The 20,199-nt window shown below is 55.0% G+C and carries 18 protein-coding genes; 11 read left to right on the plus strand and 7 right to left on the minus strand.

Annotated elements, in window-relative coordinates:
- Positions 1-6: 6 nt before the first annotated feature.
- The 3 genes from thpR to GRI39_RS04790 all read left to right on the plus strand — a co-directional run bounded on the left by thpR (position 7) and on the right by GRI39_RS04790 (position 3,701).
- Complete coding sequence (thpR, locus tag GRI39_RS04780; protein WP_160738490.1) at positions 7-549, plus strand: RNA 2',3'-cyclic phosphodiesterase; 543 nt, start codon at positions 7-9, stop codon at positions 547-549.
- Between the two features lie 140 nt (positions 550-689).
- A complete protein-coding gene (locus tag GRI39_RS04785; protein ID WP_160738491.1) occupies positions 690-1,358 on the plus strand; it encodes an HdeD family acid-resistance protein in 669 nt (222 codons plus the stop codon).
- A gap of 153 nt (positions 1,359-1,511) precedes the next feature.
- A complete protein-coding gene (locus tag GRI39_RS04790) occupies positions 1,512-3,701 on the plus strand; it encodes a M3 family metallopeptidase (protein WP_160738492.1) in 2,190 nt (729 codons plus the stop codon).
- 106 nt (positions 3,702-3,807) lie between these two features.
- Here GRI39_RS04790 and GRI39_RS04795 read toward each other — a convergent pair whose 3' ends face one another.
- Positions 3,808-4,071: an FAD assembly factor SdhE gene (locus tag GRI39_RS04795; RefSeq protein ID WP_160738638.1), complete on the minus strand. Its 264-nt coding sequence runs from the start codon at positions 4,069-4,071 to the stop codon at positions 3,808-3,810.
- A gap of 61 nt (positions 4,072-4,132) precedes the next feature.
- Here GRI39_RS04795 and recG point away from each other — a divergent pair, with 61 nt between their 5' ends.
- On the plus strand, positions 4,133-6,190 hold the full coding sequence (recG, locus tag GRI39_RS04800) for an ATP-dependent DNA helicase RecG (RefSeq protein WP_160738639.1): 2,058 nt from the start codon (positions 4,133-4,135) through the stop codon (positions 6,188-6,190).
- A 101-nt stretch (positions 6,191-6,291) separates the two neighbouring features.
- Complete coding sequence (locus GRI39_RS04805; protein ID WP_160738493.1) at positions 6,292-7,719, plus strand: aldehyde dehydrogenase family protein; 1,428 nt, start codon at positions 6,292-6,294, stop codon at positions 7,717-7,719.
- 71 nt (positions 7,720-7,790) lie between these two features.
- Here GRI39_RS04805 and GRI39_RS04810 read toward each other — a convergent pair whose 3' ends face one another.
- Positions 7,791-8,834: a DUF2332 domain-containing protein gene (locus tag GRI39_RS04810; RefSeq protein WP_160738494.1), complete on the minus strand. Its 1,044-nt coding sequence runs from the start codon at positions 8,832-8,834 to the stop codon at positions 7,791-7,793.
- A 59-nt stretch (positions 8,835-8,893) separates the two neighbouring features.
- On the opposite strand from GRI39_RS04810, the gene hisG reads away from it, so the two are divergent.
- From hisG to nusB, 3 genes are read left to right on the plus strand one after another with little or no spacing between them, the layout of a single operon-like run.
- The gene (gene hisG, locus GRI39_RS04815) at positions 8,894-9,553 is read left to right on the plus strand and encodes an ATP phosphoribosyltransferase (protein ID WP_160738495.1); all 660 of its coding nucleotides are present in this window, start codon (positions 8,894-8,896) and stop codon (positions 9,551-9,553) included.
- Positions 9,553-10,842, plus strand: a complete 1,290-nt coding sequence (gene hisD, locus GRI39_RS04820) for a histidinol dehydrogenase (protein WP_160738496.1) — start codon at positions 9,553-9,555, stop codon at positions 10,840-10,842. The genes hisG and hisD overlap by 1 nt, the downstream gene beginning before the upstream one ends.
- Positions 10,839-11,285: a transcription antitermination factor NusB gene (gene nusB / locus GRI39_RS04825; protein ID WP_160738497.1), complete on the plus strand. Its 447-nt coding sequence runs from the start codon at positions 10,839-10,841 to the stop codon at positions 11,283-11,285. Before hisD ends, nusB begins: the two co-directional genes overlap by 4 nt.
- 10 nt (positions 11,286-11,295) lie before the next feature.
- On the opposite strand, the gene GRI39_RS04830 is transcribed toward nusB, so the two are convergent.
- Together GRI39_RS04830 and GRI39_RS04835 are read right to left on the minus strand one after the other, a co-directional pair.
- Positions 11,296-12,711 carry a UdgX family uracil-DNA binding protein gene (locus GRI39_RS04830; protein WP_160738498.1) on the minus strand — a complete coding sequence of 472 codons (1,416 nt, stop codon included), beginning with the start codon at positions 12,709-12,711 and terminating at the stop codon, positions 11,296-11,298.
- A complete protein-coding gene (locus GRI39_RS04835; protein WP_160738499.1) occupies positions 12,708-13,952 on the minus strand; it encodes a putative DNA modification/repair radical SAM protein in 1,245 nt (414 codons plus the stop codon). Before GRI39_RS04835 ends, GRI39_RS04830 begins: the two co-directional genes overlap by 4 nt.
- Before the next feature lie 169 nt (positions 13,953-14,121).
- On the opposite strand from GRI39_RS04835, the gene GRI39_RS04840 reads away from it, so the two are divergent.
- Entirely contained in the window at positions 14,122-14,607 is a 486-nt protein-coding gene (locus GRI39_RS04840; protein ID WP_160738500.1) for a pyridoxamine 5'-phosphate oxidase family protein, read from the plus strand.
- 51 nt (positions 14,608-14,658) lie between these two features.
- Here GRI39_RS04840 and GRI39_RS04845 read toward each other — a convergent pair whose 3' ends face one another.
- On the minus strand, positions 14,659-16,077 hold the full coding sequence (locus GRI39_RS04845) for a sodium-dependent transporter (protein ID WP_343033289.1): 1,419 nt from the start codon (positions 16,075-16,077) through the stop codon (positions 14,659-14,661).
- Between the two features lie 95 nt (positions 16,078-16,172).
- Here GRI39_RS04845 and panB point away from each other — a divergent pair, with 95 nt between their 5' ends.
- Both panB and GRI39_RS04855 read left to right on the plus strand, forming a co-directional pair.
- On the plus strand, positions 16,173-17,042 hold the full coding sequence (gene panB / locus GRI39_RS04850; RefSeq protein WP_160738502.1) for a 3-methyl-2-oxobutanoate hydroxymethyltransferase: 870 nt from the start codon (positions 16,173-16,175) through the stop codon (positions 17,040-17,042).
- A 124-nt stretch (positions 17,043-17,166) separates the two neighbouring features.
- Positions 17,167-18,216 carry a DUF475 domain-containing protein gene (locus tag GRI39_RS04855; RefSeq protein WP_160738503.1) on the plus strand — a complete coding sequence of 350 codons (1,050 nt, stop codon included), beginning with the start codon at positions 17,167-17,169 and terminating at the stop codon, positions 18,214-18,216.
- 2 nt (positions 18,217-18,218) lie between these two features.
- Here the strand turns inward: GRI39_RS04855 and GRI39_RS04860 are convergent, their stop codons facing one another.
- A complete protein-coding gene (locus GRI39_RS04860) occupies positions 18,219-20,018 on the minus strand; it encodes a tetratricopeptide repeat protein (RefSeq protein ID WP_160738504.1) in 1,800 nt (599 codons plus the stop codon).
- Positions 20,002-20,193 (minus strand): hypothetical protein, encoded by a 192-nt coding sequence (locus GRI39_RS04865; RefSeq protein ID WP_160738505.1) that lies wholly within the window; start codon positions 20,191-20,193, stop codon positions 20,002-20,004. Before GRI39_RS04865 ends, GRI39_RS04860 begins: the two co-directional genes overlap by 17 nt.
- Positions 20,194-20,199 lie beyond the last annotated feature (6 nt).

The raw sequence follows: 20,199 nt of genomic DNA on the forward strand, positions 1-20,199 counted from the left end.
AGAAAGGTGATCCACCGCCTCTTTATCGGCATCTCGCCTCCGGATTGGCTGAAATCCCAGCTCATCGCTACGATGGATGGGGTAGAAGGTGCGCGGTGGCAGAATGAAAAGCAGTTACATCTGACCCTTCGCTTTGTGGGTGATGTTGATACGGCTTTGGCTGACAGGCTGGCCAAAGCTCTTGAAGAAGTCTGCTCTGGGTGTCCGGCTTTTCCGCTCGCCATGGAGGGAGCAGGAACCTTTGAAAAGAACAACCAGGCACAAATGCTGTGGGCAGGCGTATCGCATTCGCCAGAATTGATCGCCTTACAAAAGAGGGTTGAACAGATTTGCCAGATGGTTGGACTGGAGGCAGACACGCGCGTCTTCGTTCCGCATATCACCTTGGCGCGCCTGAATAGTTCGAGTGGGCCTGTTCAGCCCTTTCTCGATCGAAATGCGGATCTGTCGAGTGAGGTTTACAGGGTGGAACGCATCATACTTTATGAAAGTCACCTCTCACAGACAGGCTCAATTTACAAAGAAGTGAAGCATTACCCTTTGCTTTAAAACAGTTTTATATGCCGCATGAGGAACACACCGGGTAAACCACTCTATATTCATAATCAATTTGGGTTATGGGTATGGAACAGCAGTGATTTCCAATTGTTTTGCTATGTAGCGAACACCGCTCTGAAGGAGTTCACAAGATGTCCGAAAACCTCACTTCACCGACCCCGAACAATGCTGACACTATGGGCAGTTCCTCACCCCTTTCGCAATTGCCTCTCTCCGGTGGACTGCTTTCATTGGGCGGGCATAATTGGTCATGGTTTGCTCTGAGAGGTGTTTTTGCGCTTCTGCTTGGGGTAGCGGCCTTGTTCGCACCTGGTTTTACGATCTTTGCTTTCGCGCTGATCTTTGCAGCCTATAGCTTTGTCGATGGCGTGGCGATGCTGGTCACTGGCTTTCGGCGGCCGCACGCCGATTCCGCGCGCTGGTGGGCGCTGATTATCTCCGGGTTTGCCGGTGTGGCGGTTGGCGCATTGTTTCTCGCATGGCCACTGGCAACGACCTATGTCTATGCATTGTTGATGGTGATGCTGATCGTAATCTGGGCGATCCTCACTGGTGTGTTCGAGATTACCGCAGCGGTCCAACTGCGCAAGGAAATCAAGGGTGAATGGCTGATGGCCCTGTCCGGGTTCTTCTCGCTGCTGCTTGGTTTTGCCTTGCTGTGGCTGGTGCTCGAAAGCCCGGCTGTGACCATTCTGTCGGTTGCATGGCTAATCGCGCTTTATGCCTTCATGAGCGGCTTAACCTTGCTGGTCCTTGCCTTCCGCCTGCGCAATCATGCCAATTCAACACCAGATAACTAACTCAATATAATAATAATTGCCTTTTGAGAGACAGAAAAAGACGTTTCATAACTTTCTGTCTCTCACTCTTGGCATTCCGCTCTTCGTCCAGCTATTCAGTTTCCATTGAAACATTGGTTGCCGGACTTTTGGGCAACTTCAGGAGGCTTTGCGATGATTAAACGTATGCTGGCAACAACCGCTCTGGGTCTGGTGCTCAGCGCCTGTACCACTACCGGTGGCGCATCTATGGAAGATACCGCAATGGAAACGACCGAAACATCCACTGACGTCGCGATCCCTGAAGCCACTGGCGTTTTCGCTCAGGAATCCACCCTGCCGTTCCATGCGCCTGACTTCAGCAAGATCAAGGATAGCGATTATCTGCCTGCCATGAAGCAGGGAATGGCGATCCAGACCGCCGAAGTGGACGCGATCAAGAACAACCCCGCAGCACCGACCTTCGAAAACACCGTCGTTGCGCTGGAAAAATCCGGCCGGATGCTGACGCGCGTTCTGAACACTTTCTATGGTGTCGTGGGCGCCAATACCAATGACACGCTCGATGCGGTAGATGCAGAAATCTCACCCCAGCTCGCGGCTCATTCGGATGCAATCATGCTCGATCCGCAGCTCTTTGCCCGGGTCAAGGCCGTCTATGACAATCGCGCTGCGACCAACATGACGCCAGAAGATGCCACTCTGCTCGAAAAGACCTATGAACGTATGGTCCATGCAGGGGCTGAACTGACTCCTGCACAAAAAGAGCAGGTAAAGAAAATCAATGGTGAACTTTCCACTCTCACCACACAATTTTCACAGCGCCTGACAGATGCCACCAAAGCTGGTGCCCTGGTTGTAGACGATAAAGCCAAGCTGGCTGGCCTGTCCGATGGCGACATCGCTTCGGCTGCCAAGGCGGCGGAAGAACGCGGCATGGCCGGCAAATATTTGCTGCCGCTGCAGAACACCACGCAGCAGCCACAGCTTGCCGAACTGACAGATCGTTCCACACGTGAAGCGCTGTTCAATGCTAGCTGGGATCGTGCCGAAAAGGGCGATGCCAATGATACACGCGCGCTCATCAAGCAGATTGCCACGCTGCGCGCCCAGAAAGCCGCGCTGTTCGGCAAGCCTGATTGGGCAAGCTATGTGATGTATGATCGCATGGTGCAAAGCCCGGCTGCTGCGATGAAATTCATGGAGCAGATGGTCCCCGCCCTCGCCGCCACACAGCGCGCGGAAGCAGCCGAACTGAACGCGACAATCAAGGCAGACGGCAAAAACTTCACGGTCAAGCCATGGGACTGGAACATGTATTCCGAAAAAGTCCGCAAGGCGAAGTATGATATCGATGAAAATGCCACCAAGCCCTATTTCGAAATTCATCGCGTGCTTGAAGATGGTGTATTTTATGCCGCCAATCAGCTTTATGGGCTGACCTTCAAGAAGCGCACCGATATTCCGACATATAGCCCCGATGTCTGGACCTACACAGTCTATGACAAGGATGGTTCGGAACTGGGCCTGTTCTATTTCGACCCCTATCAGCGTGACAGCAAGCGCGGTGGCGCATGGATGTCGAACTTTGTGGACCAGAGCTTTCTCTTCGATGAAAAGCCAGTGATCTACAATGTACTGAACATTCCCAAGGCCGCTGCAGGCGAACCGCAATTGGTCAGTTTCGACAATGTCGAAACCATGTTCCACGAATTTGGCCATGCGCTGCACGGCTTCTTCGCACACCAGGAATACCCAAGCCTTTCAGGCACCGCTGTTGCGCGGGACTTCGTGGAATTCCCAAGCCAGATCAACGAAATGTGGGCCAGCGATCCAACGGTTCTAGCGCATTATGCCAAGCATTATAAAACGGGTGAAACCATCCCGACGGCTCTGATTGACAAGATCAAGGAAGCAGCCAAGTTCAATCAGGGCTATGCTCTGGGTGAAACGATGGAAGCTGCCATGCTCGACATGAAGTGGCATTCCCTGTCTGCTCAGCAGGCCGCTGCGGTCAATGTTGACGCTTTCGAGAAGAAGTCGCTCGACAGTCTCGGGCTTGAAACCGATCTGGTGCCGCCACGCTATCGTAGCTCATATTTCCGCCATATCTTCACCAATGGCTATGCTGCGGGCTATTATTCCTACCTCTGGACCGAAATGCTCGCCAAGGATGGCAGCCAGTGGTTCCGCGATAATGGTGGCCTGAGCCGCAAGAATGGCGATCACTTCCGCGAAACCGTGCTGAGCCAGGGTGGAACCAAGGAATATCTGCCGATGTATCGTGCCTTCACCGGACATGACCCTGAAGTAGAGCCGATGCTCGAATCTCGTGGCCTGGTCGGCGGTGACGACGCCAAGTAAGCTATTCCATTGAACGCGAAAAGGGGGGCGGAACCAGCACAGGTTCCGCCCCCTTTTTAATACGTCAATGAAACGTAAACGGCCTCAAGCTTGATAAGCCAGACCTTTAGACTTTGACGTAATCGATAACTCTCATGCGGTCCATCATAGGCCCTGCATAGGCGGGCGGTGTTGGCTGGACACCCAGTGCCCAGGCCATGATGTCCACATCAACTTCATCCAGCAGTGCTTCGAACAGCGCAAGTTCTGCCTCATCCCACTCTGCATGATATTTATCGAAGAAGCCGCCGATCATATAATCGGCTTCGCGCGTGCCACGGTGCCATGCACGGAAGCGGCAACGGGCGATACGGGTGTTTTTATCGGGCATATTGGCCATGATCGACCGGTAAGGCACTCGTCTTCACCGCGCAAGCGTCTATAGCATGCTCATGCGCCCCGATATGCTCAACCCCCTCTTCGCAGATACTGAAAGCATGGACGGAGTCGGTCCGAAAATGCGCAAGCCCCTTGCCAAGCTGGGGCTGACCCGAATACGCGATGTAATCTATCACCTGCCTGATCGCTTCGTGCAGCGCCATTGTGCCGCCACGCTCGATGATGCAACGATTGGCGAACAGCTGATCGTGCCGCTGACGCCGATCGAACATAAGGCCAGCGCAGGGCGTGGCCCCTTCCGCGTAATGGCGCAGGATGATGCAGGCAATATCTGCTCTATCACCTATTTCGGCAGAGCATCCTATACCGCGAAGAAACAGCTTCCCGTTGGCGAAAAGCGTTGGGTGGCCGGCAAGCTCGAACAATATGGGCAGATGCTCCAGATCGTTCATCCAGACCATATTGCCGACAATAGCAGTGGCGCGATGGCCAAGCTGGTGGAACCGATCTATCCTCTGGCGGAAGGGCTTACACAGCCGCGCATGGCCGCCCTTGTCACACAAGGCCTTGGGCATTTGCCTGATGTGCCCGAATGGGTCGAACCCAGCGTCATGCAAAAGGAAGGATGGCCCACCTGGAAGCAAGCACTGGTCGACGGTCATAAAGCGGAAAACAAAGCCGCACGTGATCGGCTGGCTTATGACGAATTGCTGGCCAATAGCCTCGCATTGATGCTTGTTCGCGCGGCCAATCGGGGGCGTAAAGGGCAACCACTCCAAACTGACGGACATTTGCGCAACAAGCTGCAACTGCCCTTCCCGCTCACTGGCGCACAAAAGCGTTCCATTGCTGAAATTGAAGGCGATCTCGCCCAATCATCCCCCATGCTGCGGCTGCTGCAAGGCGATGTGGGCGCGGGTAAAACGGTGGTGGCGCTGGAAGCCCTGCTGATCGCAGTGGAGGCCGGTGCGCAAGGTGCGATGCTGGCACCAACCGAAATTCTTGCCCGCCAGCATTATGAAACCTTGCGCCAGATGCTCGCTCCCACAGGCGTGCAAATTGCGCTGCTGACCGGGCGAGATAAAGGCAAGGCGCGCGAATCCATCCTGATGGGGCTGATGGATGGCTCGATCGACATCGTCGTTGGCACCCATGCCATTTTTCAGGATGCAGTCCATTATCGCAATCTTGCGCTGGTCGTCATTGATGAACAGCATCGCTTTGGTGTTGGCCAGCGCCTGATGCTGACCAAGAAAGGCCGTGTCACCCCGCATTGTCTGGCGATGACCGCCACCCCTATTCCGCGCACGCTAACGCTGGCGGAATATGGCGAAATGGATGTGTCCCGGCTCGATGAACTGCCCCCCGGCCGGCAAGCGATTGATACGCGCGTCATTTCAGCGGAGCGTCTGCCTGATGTCGTCGCCGGTTTGGAGCGCCACTTTGCACAAGGCAATCAGGCCTATTGGGTCTGCCCTATGGTGCGCGAGAATGAAAATGAGGACATCGCCGCCGCTGAAGCCCGCTATGCCGGGCTGAAGGAAAGGCTCGGTAATGATGTCGTTCTTGTCCACGGCCAGTTGAAGGCGGACGAAAAGGACGCAGCAATGGAACGTTTTGCCAAAGGTGATGCGAAATTGCTGGTCGCTACCACAGTGATTGAAGTTGGCGTGGACGTTCCCAACGCAACGCTGATGATTATCGAACAGGCCGAACGTTTCGGGCTTGCGCAACTTCACCAGCTTCGTGGGCGGGTCGGCCGTGGGTCTAAAAAGTCCATTTGCCTCCTCATTCGGGGGGAGCACCTCTCTCAGACCGGGCGCGAAAGGCTTGCTCTGATGCGTGAGACACAGGATGGTTTTCGTCTTGCCGAAGAAGACCTTCGTTTGCGCGGTGGGGGTGAGCTTCTGGGCACAAGACAGTCCGGAGACAGCCCCTTTAACGTAGCCAATCTGGAGCAAATCCAACGCCTTCTGCCCGTTGCCCATGACGATGCAAAATTACTGGTTGAACGTGACGGCGGGCTGGATAGTCCTCGTGGATCAGCCGCCAGAATTCTGCTCTATCTGTTTGAAAGAGACTGGGGCGTTCAACTGCTACGTGGTGGGTAAGACTTTTTAAGACTGAATCAACAAAAAGGGTAGCACAACGCCCTCTGCATCCCATATGAAGCCCGAAGATAAGAGTTTCAAAAAGTGAGGATGCAAAAGCTATGAACAAATATCTCCAGCATTATATCGGCGGCCATTGGGTCGATTCCGACGGTTCCGAAACGAAAGCCGTCATCAATCCCGCCACTGAAGAAGCCGTGAGCGAAGTCATCCTCGGCACATCGTCTGATGTCGATAAAGCCGTGCAGGCGGCCCAGAAGGCTTTTCCAAGCTTCTCCGAAACCACCAAGGAAGAACGCCTCGCTCTGCTGAAGCGCATTCAGGAAGAATACGCCAAGCGCGTCCCTGATATTGCCAAGGCGATTTCGGAAGAAATGGGTTGCCCGATTGATGTTGCCAGCACCGCCCAGTCAGGTTCAGGCCTTGGCCACATCGCCTCGACGATCAATGCGCTCGAAAATTTTGAAATGGTGGAATCCACTGGCGATAACCGCGTCATTTTCGAAGCGACAGGCGTTGTGGCTCTGATTACGCCGTGGAACTGGCCGATGAACCAGATTGTCGCCAAGGTTGCACCAGCGCTGGCCGCAGGCAATTGCGTCATCCTGAAACCTTCCGAACAAACGCCCGGTTCGGCGCAGATCTTCGCCGAAGTGCTCGACGCAGCAGGCGTTCCGGCAGGCGTGTTCAACCTCGTTCAGGGTGATGGCCCCGGCGTTGGCACAGCTCTTTCCAAGCACCCCGGCGTTGACATGATTTCTTTCACCGGCTCCACCCGGGCAGGCATTCAGGTCGCCAAAAATGCGGCTGATACCGTGAAGCGCGTCCATCAGGAATTGGGCGGCAAATCCCCCTTCATCGTTCTTCCCGGCACGCCGCTTGAAATGGCATTGCCAGCAGGCGCAGGCGGCATGTTGCTGAACTCCGGCCAAAGCTGCGTTGCCCCAACCCGCTTCCTGATCCACAAGGACCAATATGATGACGCGGTGAAAATGCTCGCTGGCATCTTTTCGTCCAAGGCCGTGGCAGACCCTGCCACATCGGGTGATCACATCGGCCCAGTGGTCAACAAGGCGCAATATGACAAAATTCAGGGCCTGATCGAAAAGGGCATTGAGGAAGGCGCGACCGTAGCCACTGGTGGCCTGGGCCGACCGGAGGGCATGGATAAGGGCTATTACGTCCAGCCGACCATCCTCGCCAACGTTAGCAACGACATGACCCCGGCACGCGAAGAAATCTTCGGCCCGGTTCTGGTGGTCATTCCTTATGATGATGTGGATCAGGCCATCGAAATCGCCAATGACACACCTTATGGTCTCGGCGCCTATGTGGCTGGTGATCCGGCACTCGGTGCCAAAGTTGCCCGCAAAATCCGCGCTGGTTCGGTCTTTGTAAATTCCGGCGGTCTGGACTTTGCCTCACCTTTCGGTGGCTACAAGCAGTCCGGTAATGGGCGCGAATTTGGCAAGTTCGGCCTTGAAGAATTTATGGAAAAGAAGTCGCTCATCGGTGACATTCCCGCCTGATTGGGCAGACATAGCGTTTAGCGCAAAGAAAAGGGCGGCTCAGCAATGGGCCGCCCTTTTCCGTCATCAGCTTACCCAAGCCACTCAACCCATGCACCATGCGGGTGCGCTTCACCCAGTTTGACCCATTCTTCATGTCCCGGCCAATATCGCACGGACAATTCATGGCGAAATGTCTCCCGGTTCGTTTCCAACCTGACCCAGGCCAAGGGCTTCTCTGGCGTCGCTTTGGCCCCCGCTGTTTCCATAGCCGAAGTAATCTGATCGCGGGTTTCCATTGGCATATATTGCCACATGACCGAGTGAAAAATCACTCGCGTCACCCCCTTATCAATTGGTGCCGCGAGGCATTCATCGACAAAAGCGCCTGCATCCATGGCCACCACTTCGGGTGGATTGGCAGACGCCAGATCAATCGCGGCATCGATCCGCGCCATCCGTTCTGTCGCTTCAGGCCAGACATAGCTTTTCAAACGCAGCGCCTGTTCCGGCTGCGAAAGGTCTACCGGAGCCATATCACAGCCGCGAATCGCCACAATATCCACTTGTGCTTCTGGCGGTTTTTCACCTTTCCATTCCGGCTTGATCTGCATGGGTGTGCGTTCAGGGCCGATCGTCACACCGCCCAGATCATAATGATAACGGTCCATCATCGTATTAACGCCCGCGCTCGCACCCAGCTCGTTCAGTTCAAATTTTGGCCCCAAGCGCTCAGATAACCACAAAAGCCCCGCCATAATGCTGGCAGACCGCCCCGCCTCATTGGTCTGCGGCGGGCTGTCGAGCCACGGCATCAGCCGCGCATCATACATCTCTGCCATTTGCGCGACCAGGGCATCAATCGCTTTCTGGTCCGTCATCAAGCCAGCGTAAACCGGCTCCAGACGCCTATCTTCACCCGACAGGAAAAGATGATGCAACCCGCCTGCCACACGTAATGGCAGTGCGTCTTCCAGTGACAGACCCTGCCAATTGGCAATTCTTCGGCCTGTGGCACTATTCCCTTCGATAATGGCAAGTTCCGCCCGGATCACACGCGCAGTGCAAGGAGCATTCGCTTTTTCGGCATGATCAGCCTGCCAGTTGATCGCCTCCCTGACATTTGTGATTTCCATTATCGCGCGATTGTCCATGGACATTGCCCTTTTTGTTACGTCAGCCTACATGCGCGCCTATGACTAAGCCGCTGACCTTTGCCGTGCCCAAAGGGCGTATTCTCGACGAAGCGCTGCCCGTGATGGCTCGCGCCGGAGTGGTGCCGGAAAGCGGCTTCCACGACAAGTCCAACCGCAGCCTCAGTTTTGCGACTGAAAAGAGCGATATGCGGATCATCCGCGTACGCGCTTTTGACGTGGCAACCTTCGTGGCCTTTGGTGCTGCTCAGGCTGGAATCGTCGGTTCCGACGTGATTGAAGAGTTCAACTATTCTGAGCTCTACGCCCCGGTGGACCTCGATATCGGCCATTGCCGTCTTTCTGTTGCCGAACCTGTTGAAGGTGCAGGGGCAGAACCCGTGGCCAATGCCAGCCATCTTCGCATCGCCACCAAATATCCCAACATCACAAGCCGCTGGTTTGAGCGCAAAGGCATTCAGGCTGAATGCGTGAAACTGAACGGTGCGATGGAACTGGCCCCAACACTGGGCCTGGCCGGGCGGATTGTCGATCTGGTTTCTACCGGGCGGACATTGGAACAAAATGGCCTGGTCGAGAAAGACCGGATTATGCCGATCTCAGCACGTCTGATCGTTAACCGGGCCGCTTTGAAGACCGATCAGCGCGTGGCCGATCTTGTCGACGCTTTCCGCGCCATCGCCAATAAGGCAGCCGCCTGATGCTCCGTCTCGACACCAGAAGCGACGATTTCGCCCGGAAATTTGACCGGGTCGTGAATGATCGCCGTGAAAGCGATGCTGATATTGCACAAACGGTCCGGGATATCCTTGCTCGGGTGAAAGCACGCGGCGATGAAGCCGTGGCCGATTACACTGCTCGCTTTGACCGCTACACTTTCGCCCGCGATGAAGATTGGGTGATTACGCCCGAAACCTGCAAAGCAGCTTTTGATGCGCTCGACCCCAAATTGCGCGAAGCGCTGGAACTGGCAGCAGACCGCATCCGCGCCTATCACGAAGCGCAGCTTCCTGCTGACCGTGACTATACGGATGATGCCGGTGTCCGGCTCGGTGCGAAATGGAGCGCGGTTGATGCCGCTGGCCTCTATGTCCCGGGCGGCCGTGCAGCCTATCCTTCATCCTTGCTGATGAACGCCATTCCCGCCAAAGTTGCGGGTGTTGAGCGTCTTGTCATCACCACACCGACACCCAAAGGCGAAGTGAACACGCTTGTCCTGGCAGCGGCGCATCTTGCCGGGGTCAGCGAAATCTGGCGTGTCGGCGGCGCGCAGGCTATTGGTGCACTGGCATATGGCACAGACCGCATCAAGCCAGTCGACGTGATCACCGGCCCCGGAAATGCCTGGGTCGCTGAAGCCAAGCGCCAACTCTACGGTGTCGTGGGTATCGACATGGTCGCTGGGCCGAGCGAAATTCTGGTAATTGCAGATGGCCAGAATGATCCGGACTGGATTGCTGCCGATCTGTTGAGCCAGGCGGAGCATGACCCATCATCGCAGTCCATTCTGATTACGGACGATCACACTTTTGCTGAACGCGTAGAAGATCGCGTCGATGTGCAATGTGCCATGCTGTCCACCAGTACTGTCGCGCGCAAGAGCTGGGACGACAATGGCGTGATCATCAAGGTGCAGAGCCTTGATGAAGCCCCCGCCCTCGCCAACCGTCTTGCCGCAGAACATGTTGAGCTGGCGGTGGATAATCCAGACGCCTTGTTTGCCCAATTGCGCCATGCCGGAAGTGTTTTTCTTGGCCGGTATACGCCTGAAGCTGTGGGCGATTATGTTGCCGGGCCGAACCATGTTCTGCCAACCGGCCGCCGCGCACGTTTTTCCAGCGGGCTATCTGTCCTCGATTTTATGAAGCGCACCAGCTTTATTGCTTTGGATGAAAATTCCATTGGCAAAATCGGCCCTGCCGCCGTTGCGCTCGCAGAAGTCGAAGGCTTGCCCGCCCATGCCAATTCCGTGAAAGTCCGTTTGAAATGAAAAGCACCCCAAAAGCCCGTTCCGCCGCCCGCCTGGCTTCCGTACAGGCACTCTACCAGCGCGAAATGGAGGGCACGCAACTGATCCCGCTGTTGGATGAATTTCATCAGCATCGGCTGGGCCGTGAAATCGAAGACGATCAGTATAATGATGCTGACCAGCCTTTTTTCGATGATCTGGTGCGCGGCACGGCGTCGCGGATGGAAGAGATCGACGCGCTTATTCAGGCCAAGCTTGCTGATGGCTGGACGGTGAAGCGGCTAGATAAAACCATGCTGCAAATTCTGCGTTCCGGCACTTACGAACTGCTCGCCCGGCAGGATATTCCCAAAGCTACGGCAATCAGCGAATATGTTGATGTGGCCCATGCCTTTTTTGACGCGCGTGAAGCGAAATTCGTCAATGGTGTGCTGGATGCTGTTGCCAAGGACGTTCGCGACTAAACTTTTGCGTTCAGGCTGAAATTTCAGCCAGCCGTAAAGCAACTGCTTTCAAGTCTGCTTGAAAAAGAGCCTCCTGTTCCTGCGCTGCTGCGCCATCTAGACGCAGCAGGTAGGATGGGTGCGTTGTGATCCATAATTCGCTGCCATCCTCCAGCATTTGCGGCCTCCCCCTTATGGCTGCAAGGCTGACAGTGCGGCCAAGCAGACTGCGCGCAGCGCTCGACCCTAAAGCCAAGATCAGCTTCGGCTTTACCAGCGCGCGCTCGCTCTCCACCCACCAGCGGCACATATCCACTTCTTTAGCTGTAGGTGTCTGGTGCAAACGGCGCTTGCCGCGCGGGGTGAATTTAAAATGCTTCACTGCATTGGTAAGATAGGCCTGCTCTCTGGCAATTCCGGCCTTCGCCAGATGTGCAGACAGAACTTGCCCTGCCGGGCCGACAAATGGCCTCCCTTGCATCTCTTCCTGATCGCCTGGTTGCTCTCCGATAATCATCAGAGGCGCGTCAGCAGGCCCTTCCCCCATGACGGCCTGGCCCGGTAATTCGCCGATCGGGCATCGCCTGCAGCAAGCTATTTCCTTGCCAACCTCCGCCAGAGACAATGGACGCTCCTGAAACTGTGCTTCACCGGCTAAAACCATCGCAGCTTCGCGTGCCTGTGCCCCAGCTATGAGATCCGATATCAGCGCAGCTTCAGGCATATTCTTCCAATATCGGCGCGGCATTTCCTTCACCATTGCATTCACTTTGAGGCGTGAAGGGTTGAAGGTTGAAGCATAATAGGTGCGCCACAGATCTTCCGTTGGATCGCCCTGCGGCGCATCATGGCGGCTTGCTGCGGGGCCTTCATGCAGCACCTCTCCATCCCAATGAAGCGAACCTTTGGGCGTCAGGATAGACCAGCGCATATTGGCAAAGCGACTGGTAAAAAACGCAGCATTTTCACGCAAAATGGCAAAGTCCGGTTCGAACCAGGCCACATAATGTGGCTCATCCCCATCCACTTCACGAAAGCGCAGGAAAGCCCGCATCTTGTGAATATCGCGCCGAACCTGCCGCGCCCATTCATCAGCTTGCCGCACATCTGCATCAGCGCGATCTTCCATCGCGCCTGACGCGGATTGCAAGCGCCACAGCAGAGAATATAGTACCGTAAAGCGGCGCGGGTCGGAATGAAGGATCGCCTTTTTCGCTATCGCAACGAACGCACGACTTGCACGAACTGGTTTATCGGCCGCGCGTTGCGGAAGGCCGTTTTCACTAACAGTGCCGAACAAATCACCGGCCTGACCATCACATTCCCAAATCACTTGATCAGGTGGAATATCGGCCTGCACCAACCGCCGGGCATGACCGCGCCATTCGTCAAAATCAGCAGCATCATTCAACCGGATAGTGACACACTGCAGCTGCTCCCCAATCATCCGAACAATTCCAACTGCGTTTGCTTAGGAGCCAGCAGTGTGCGGAGATCAGCGCGATCTGTCAGCATGGTGGGCCGCCAATCGAGCGCGCAGATAAAGGGACGGATACGCTTCACAGACACGGTTAGCTTAGCCACATCATCCAGCCGCAAAGTCCTGTGGCGGCGCGCTGCAATGATCTGGTTGACCGCCCGCACACCCAGACCGGGCACTCGCAGCAATTGTTCCCGCGTCGCGCGATTGACATCGACCGGAAAATAGTCCCGAAATTTCAAAGCCCATGCCAGTTTGGGATCAATATCCAGCGGCAGATTGCCATCCGCTTCCGCCGCCTGCATCACTTCCTGCGGTTTGAAACCATAAAACCGCATCAGCCAATCTGACTGATAGAGCCTGTGTTCGCGGATCAATGGAGGCCGTTTTAACGGCAAAACTGCGCTTGCATCAGGGATCGGGCTGAAAGCGGAATAATAGACGCGGCGCAGATCATAGCTGCCATAGAGCACGCTGGCCTTTGCCACGATATCCGTATCGCTTGCCCCGTCAGCACCGACTATCATTTGCGTGGACTGGCCTGCCGGAGCAAATCGTGGCGCATGCCTGAAACGCTTTTTCGCATCCTTTGCCTCGGCAATGGCGTGACCTAAATTGCCCATGGCACCTTCAATTTGCCGGGCGCTTTTATCCGGTGCCAGCCGGGTCAGACCAGCATCCGTGGGTAGCTCCACATTGATCGAAACACGGTCCGCAAAGAGCCCTGCACGTGCTACCAGATCAGGCTCTGCCTCCGGGATAGTCTTGAGATGGATATAGCCACGAAAATCATGTTCTTCCCGAAGGATACACGCGGTTTCTATCAATTGCTCCATCGTATGGCTGGCACTCTTGATGATGCCAGAGGACAGAAACAACCCTTCGATATAATTGCGTCGATAGAAATTCAGCGTCAGATCGGCAACTTCCTGCGGTGTAAAACGCGCCCGGCGAACGTTCGAACTTTTGCGATTGATGCAATAGTGGCAATCGAAAATGCAGTGGTTGGTCAGCAAAATTTTGAGCAGTGAAATGCACCGCCCATCCGGCGTGTAGGCATGACAAATGCCCATCCCCTTGTCTGTCGATCCCATTCCTTTGCCGCCAGCACTGCTCCGCTTTATCGAGCCGGAAGAAGCACAAGATGCATCATATTTTGCCGCATCAGCCAAAATGCCAAGCCGTTCAAGAAGAGAAGGTTGCGCCATTTGTTCTTTATATGTTCCAGCACCTTATTTGCATAGAGAAAATTCTTCGCTCAGCGAATTGCCCCTCAGTAACTGGCGACTGACGGCTTTTTCAGGTCGGCTACTTTCCTTGCGGAACGATGCGCGGCCTCCGCTCGTTCAAAAGAAAAGCCAAATTGAGGAGCTGTAAATGCATTATAAAGAAGGCAAATCGGAAGAACTGAAGCACAAATTCTGGAAATCTCTGGCAGATTCTTCCTTCCTGTTCCTGCAATTGGATAGCGATCCTGAAAGCGCTGTGCCGATGACAGCTCAGCTTGATAAAGATGCCAATAGCGCCATCTGGTTCTTCACCGGCCGCGACCATTTTCTTGCCAAAGGTGGCGCTGCAACAGCTACCTTTTCCGGCAAAGACCATGATCTTTTTGCGCGTTTTGGCGGCACATTGGTGGAAGAAACCAGCCGCGAAAGGCTCGATCAGCAATGGAGCAATTTTGTGGAAGCGTGGTTCCCAGGTGGGAAAGACGATCCCAATCTTCTGATGCTCCGCATGGATCTAGGCACCGCAGAAATCTGGAGCAGTGATTTGGGCCTGCTGTCAGTGGCTAAAATGGCCTTGGGCAAAGACGTCAGGGATGACGCGAAGGGCAGCCATGTAGATCACGTATCGCTCTAAAGCTCCTGTCACACCAAAGGTAAGGGCCGCCTCTCAAGGCGGCCCTTTTGCTTAGATAAAGAGATTGGGAAAGATACCGACTGCGAGAATTCCGAAAAGTGTCAGTGGACATAGCCAACAGACGAGAAATCGCCAGATGCCTTGCAATGTCGGGCTAAGGCCTGTCTCTGCATTGACGAGACGGCGATCGGAAACCCACCCAACGAAGACTGATGTCATGATAGCAGCAATGGGCATGAAGAGCTTGCTGGTCAGCCCGTCAAGCACGTCAAATACGCCTTGGCCTTCAAACAATGGAATGAAGTTCAGCGGATAGAATTCGGCCAATTCATTGGTTGAAAGTGCAGACAGGGCGCCGAGGATCATCGCGCCAAGGGCGATGGTGCAAGAGGCCGGAACACGGCGCAAGCCGGTTTTCTCCATCAGCCATGACGTGGGCACTTCGAGCAAAGCCACAGAACTGGTGAGTGCAGCCACACCAACCATCAGAAAGAAGAAAATGCCCACTAAAGAGCCGAATGGCATGGATTGAAACGCATGGGGAAGCGTTTGAAACATCAACGCCGGCCCCGCATTCACACCAAGCCCAGCGGCAAAAACGATCGGAAAGATACACAGGCCAGCAACGAGCGCGACAAATGTATCTGCTGCTGCAATGATGACCGATGTTGTCGCCAGATTGACCTTGCGCCCAACATAACCGCCATAAGTAATCATCCCGGCGACACCGAGAGAAAGAGAAAAGAAGGCCTGTCCCAAGGCTGCCAGCATAACCGAACCCGTCAACTTATGCGGTTCAAAGCTGAACAGGAACGCCATGCTTTCGTGGAACGCACCGCCAAATGCTCCATAGACGGTGATGGCGATCAACAGCACGAAAAAGGCTGGCATAAGCCACACAGCCATCACTTCGATGCCAGAAGACACGCCGCGCGCAACAAAGAACAAAGTTATACCCAGAAACAGCGCATCAAGAGCAACAGTAAGCCCGCCATTTCCAGCGAGGTTGGGCCACAGTGCCTCGATCTGCGCCGGGTCGCGGCCCTGAAAAGCCCCTCCACTGAGGCCTGTCTGGAACAGGTCGCTGGTGAAAATCCAGACGTAATGCAGAACCCAGCCACCAACGACACAGTAAAAACTTACAATCAGGAAGGCGGACAATACGCCCAGCGATGCCAAGATGCTCCAATGCCGCGAAGCACCCGATTCCCTGGCCAGCCGCCTGGCACTCTCCGGGGCGGAAGACTGGCCATGGCGGCCGATCAATGTCTCCGACAGGAGAAGCGGTAAACCGATAAGGACAACGCAGAATATATAGAAGAGAACAAAGGCCCCGCCCCCGTTTGCTCCGGCTTCAGCAGGAAATCGCCAGAGATTTCCTAATCCTACTGCTGAACCAATTGCTGCCAAAACAAACGCTGATCGCGAGGACCACCCTTCACGACCACTACCTGCAGTTTCCAAAGCCACTAAACACCGTCCCCCAAACATCGCGGAAATATATGAAATTTCTTTTGCAACGAATTCGCTCTCGCGTCGAGGGGAGCTTTTGGTAGAAGCAGGCCATGTCTACAAACTTCCAACTCGACACCGCAACGAGCCGCGCCAATCCCACACCAGCGCCCATGCGCCGCCTGACAATTCCGGCCCTGCGCAGACGCAAGGCAGATGGAAAGGTAACAGAGCCTATCGTCATGCTGACTGCCTACACAGCGCGGCAGGCGCAATTGCTCGACAGCCATTGCGATATGCTGCTGGTCGGGGATTCGCTGGGTCAGGTAATTTATGGCCTGCCGTCCACTCTGCCAGTGACGCTGGACATGATGGCCAATCATGCTGCCGCCGTAGTGCGCGGCAGCTATCATGCGGTTGTCGTCGTGGATATGCCCTTCGGCAGCTATGAAGCCTCACCACAACAGGCTTTTGCCAGTGCCGCCCGGTTAATGGAAGAAAGTGGCGCCGCAGCGGTGAAGCTGGAAGGCGGCATAGCGATGGCTGAAACGGTGGAATTTCTCACCCAGCGCGGCATTCCGGTGATGGGCCATGTTGGGCTCACCCCGCAGGCCGTCAATGTGCTGGGCGGCTATGGTGCACGCGGCCGTAGCGATGCCGAAGCCGAAAAGATTGTCAGCGATGCAAAGGCTCTGGAACAGGCCGGTGCGTTTAGCATCGTTGTCGAAGGGGTGGTTGAACCGATCGCGATTGCCATCACCCAGGCTGTTCCTTGCCCTATTATCGGCATTGGCGCATCATCCCAATGTGACGGACAAGTTCTGGTAACGGAAGACATGCTGGGTATGTTCGAACGTGTGCCACGTTTTGTGAAGCGCTATAGCAATATGGCTGAGAGTATTTCGGCTGCCGCTGAAACCTATGCCAGCGAAGTGCGTGATCGCAGCTTTCCGAGCCAGGATCAAACCTACCCATCCAAGTGATAAAAAGGGTCGGGAATCCCGCCTTGAAACCTTTGCCCTGCCAGATTAGCGGGTGGAACCTGGAAACGCTTGGGGCAGCAAGCCATTACTCTGACACATCCCGTTCAACAGGATAGCCTTTATCGTGCTTCAGTATTTTCGTGGTTCCATTATCTTCACCATCGTCTGCATGGGCCTTGCAGCATGGTATGGAATATCTTCCAGCGGAAGCCTTGAAGGCACGTTGCAGGTGCTGTGGATCGTCGCTGTTCTTTCGGTTCTCGAAATTTCACTGAGCTTCGATAATGCAGTGGTCAATGCCACCGTTCTCAAGAACATGGATGAGATCTGGCAGAAACGCTTCCTGACATGGGGCATGGCGATCGCTGTTTTTGGTATGCGGGTCATTTTCCCCCTGTCCATCGTGGCGATTGCGGCCGGTCTTGGGCCAATTGAAACCGTCAACCTGTCGCTCAACCAGCCGCAGGAATATGAACGGATTGTTTCATCGGCTCATATCGGCATTGCCGGGTTTGGCGGAGCATTCCTGGCCATGGTTGGCCTCAAATTCTTCTTTGACCACGATAAGGATATTCATTGGGTCAAATGGGTAGAAGCCCGGCTGGCCAAGTTTTCAGCCGTTCCCTCGGTCGAAATTGCCCCCCTGCTCTTGTGCATCTGGGGAATTTCGCATCTCCTGCCCGAAGCAGATGCACTGACCTTCGTTGTTGCGGGGATGCTTGGCATTGTAACCTTCATTGGCGTTGAGGCCATTGGCACTGTGCTCAACTTGCGAGAAGAAGCAGCCAGAGCGCGCGGTGAAGTCATCCGTTCAGGACTTGGCGGTTTCCTTTACCTTCAGGTGCTGGACAGTTCTTTCAGCTTTGATGGTGTGATTGGCGCATTTGCTCTTTCGAACAATATGATCGTGATCGCTCTGGGGCTTTCCATCGGCGCCATGTTCGTCCGCTCAATGACCATCATGCTGGTTAAAAAGGGCACCTTGTCCGAATATCGTTATCTCGAACATGGCGCATTCTGGGCAATTATCGCTCTGGCTGCGATCATGTTACTGTCCGCCCGGTTTCACATCCCTGAAACGGTGACGGGGCTGATCGGGGCAACGTTGATCGGCATTTCCCTCTGGGGTTCGGTTCGCCACAACAAAAAGGTCAATGCAGCGCAATCTGGCTGAGGCTACTCAGTTGCCATCATTGCCTGGTACTTGGCCATCAAGACATCGCCTTCATCCTTACGGCCAGCGGCCAGCATGGCCTGCGCTAAGGCGCGTGTTGGCAATCTGCCTGAACGTTGAAGGTGATAGGCCCGGGTTGCCAGATCCACAGCATCCTCAACCATTCCCTGTTTCAGCCGCGCCTGCGATAAGTTCGCCAGCAGCTTGGCATCGCGCTGCCCACCGGCAAGCTGGCGCGCATATGTCAGCAGCAAGTCAGCCTTGCGCCATTCATGATCCGCCATCTGTAAATCTGCGAGCAGCAAAACTGCTTCAAGCGCATTCGGGTTGCCACGCAAATATTGCGAGAGCACCTGCTTGGCCTCCAGCCGCTTGTTCATCGCCACCAAGACATAGCTCATCCGCCGGGCAAGCTGGCTGTTAAACCGCAATAAAGCAGCGTTTTGGTAGAGTTTCACGGCCTGGTCATTATGCCCGGTCAGTGCCGCGACATCACCTGCAAGCACCATCATGTCGACTGAATCGGGATAGCGTTGCAAAAGCACTTTTGATTGGGCGAATGCAGCTTCCGCTTGCCCATTTTGGAGCATCTGCCGGATCGTAGGGACAACCAGTTCAGGCCGATCAGGCTCATCCTGCCAGCGATAGAGTGTCACCGCCCCCTGTTCGCTAAGATCGATCGCTTCCATCGCTGGTGGGGCCAAGCCTATACCAGCCGCACGGTCCAGATAGGGCGCTGCCTGATCACGCTGCCCGGCCTGTTCGAAGGCTCTGCCCATCAATGTCAAAGCATAGGGAGAAGCTGTTTTCCGATGCACAATCGGACCAAGTTCATCCGTCAACTGCCCTGTCTGGTCATCTGCCATCAAAGCCCGCCCCAGCACCGCATGGGCAACAATATTGTCAGGCTGGAGGCGGGTAAGGTTCTCAAGCACATTGGCAGCGGCCATTGTATTTCCGCCATATTGCTCGATCACGCCGGAAATCAACATACCGGTTGGGACATTATCGAAGCTGTTTCGTGTCCGCCAAAAAACCCGCTGCGCTAATTCATTTTCACCCGCTCTGGCAGCCAACACCGCTTGCAACAGATAAGCTCTGGGGTTGCCTGGCTGTATGTCCAGAATTGTCCGGGTGACACGCAGCATATCCTTGTACCGCCCCAGCTCGGCCAGAGTAGAAGCGTATTCGCTCAGCAGTCCGATATCTTTAGGGTGGAGTTCAGTTCCACGCTCAAACCATGACAAACCAGCTCTGAGGCCTTCGCTATCACGGGCAAGCTGACCCATGAATTCGAGCGCACGTGGATCTTCCGGGTCTTTTTTGACGGCTGTACGTGCCGCTGCCAGAGCCAGCCGCTGCTCTCCCACCTGATATCGAAAACGGCCGATATCGACCCACAAAGCCGCGCTTCCCCCGTCTTTTTCACTCGCCTTTGCGAAGGCAGCAGCTGCTGCATCGGGATTACCATCCATCAGTTCCAACTGTGCCAGCGTATGGAAACCCCGTTCCCAATCTTGATCAGAGAACTTGCCTGGCTCCAGCCATCGGCGTGCCTTATCGCCTTCGCCTTGCATGAATTCAGATTGGCCCAGCAAAGCCGACACATCTTCCCGCTTGGCCCCTTGATCGAGTGCGTTCTGCGCCTCGATCTCCGCAGTAACCGGGTCCCCTTGGTCAAGCGCCTTACGGGATATTTCAATCGCCCTTTGCGCAGTCACATCATCAGCCGACCCCGGCGCTGTGACCATCAGCAAGCACAGAGCAGCCCCAATATGGCGACGCTTAATATTGCAAATCATACTGCTTCAACAGATCATTGAGAGCAGCGGGACTTTCAAAGAAGCCCGGATTTAAGTTCCCGTCCATTGCCTTCAGCAAACTATCGGCTTCGAATATTCCAACATCCAATCTGCTGCCAAGTTTGAGGGAATGGAATGGCTTGAAGAGATGTAATCCAATGAATTCGCTGCTCATTCCATG

Origin of the sequence: Altericroceibacterium indicum (genome assembly GCF_009828105.1) — a bacterium.
Lineage (GTDB): Bacteria > Pseudomonadota > Alphaproteobacteria > Sphingomonadales > Sphingomonadaceae > Altericroceibacterium > Altericroceibacterium indicum.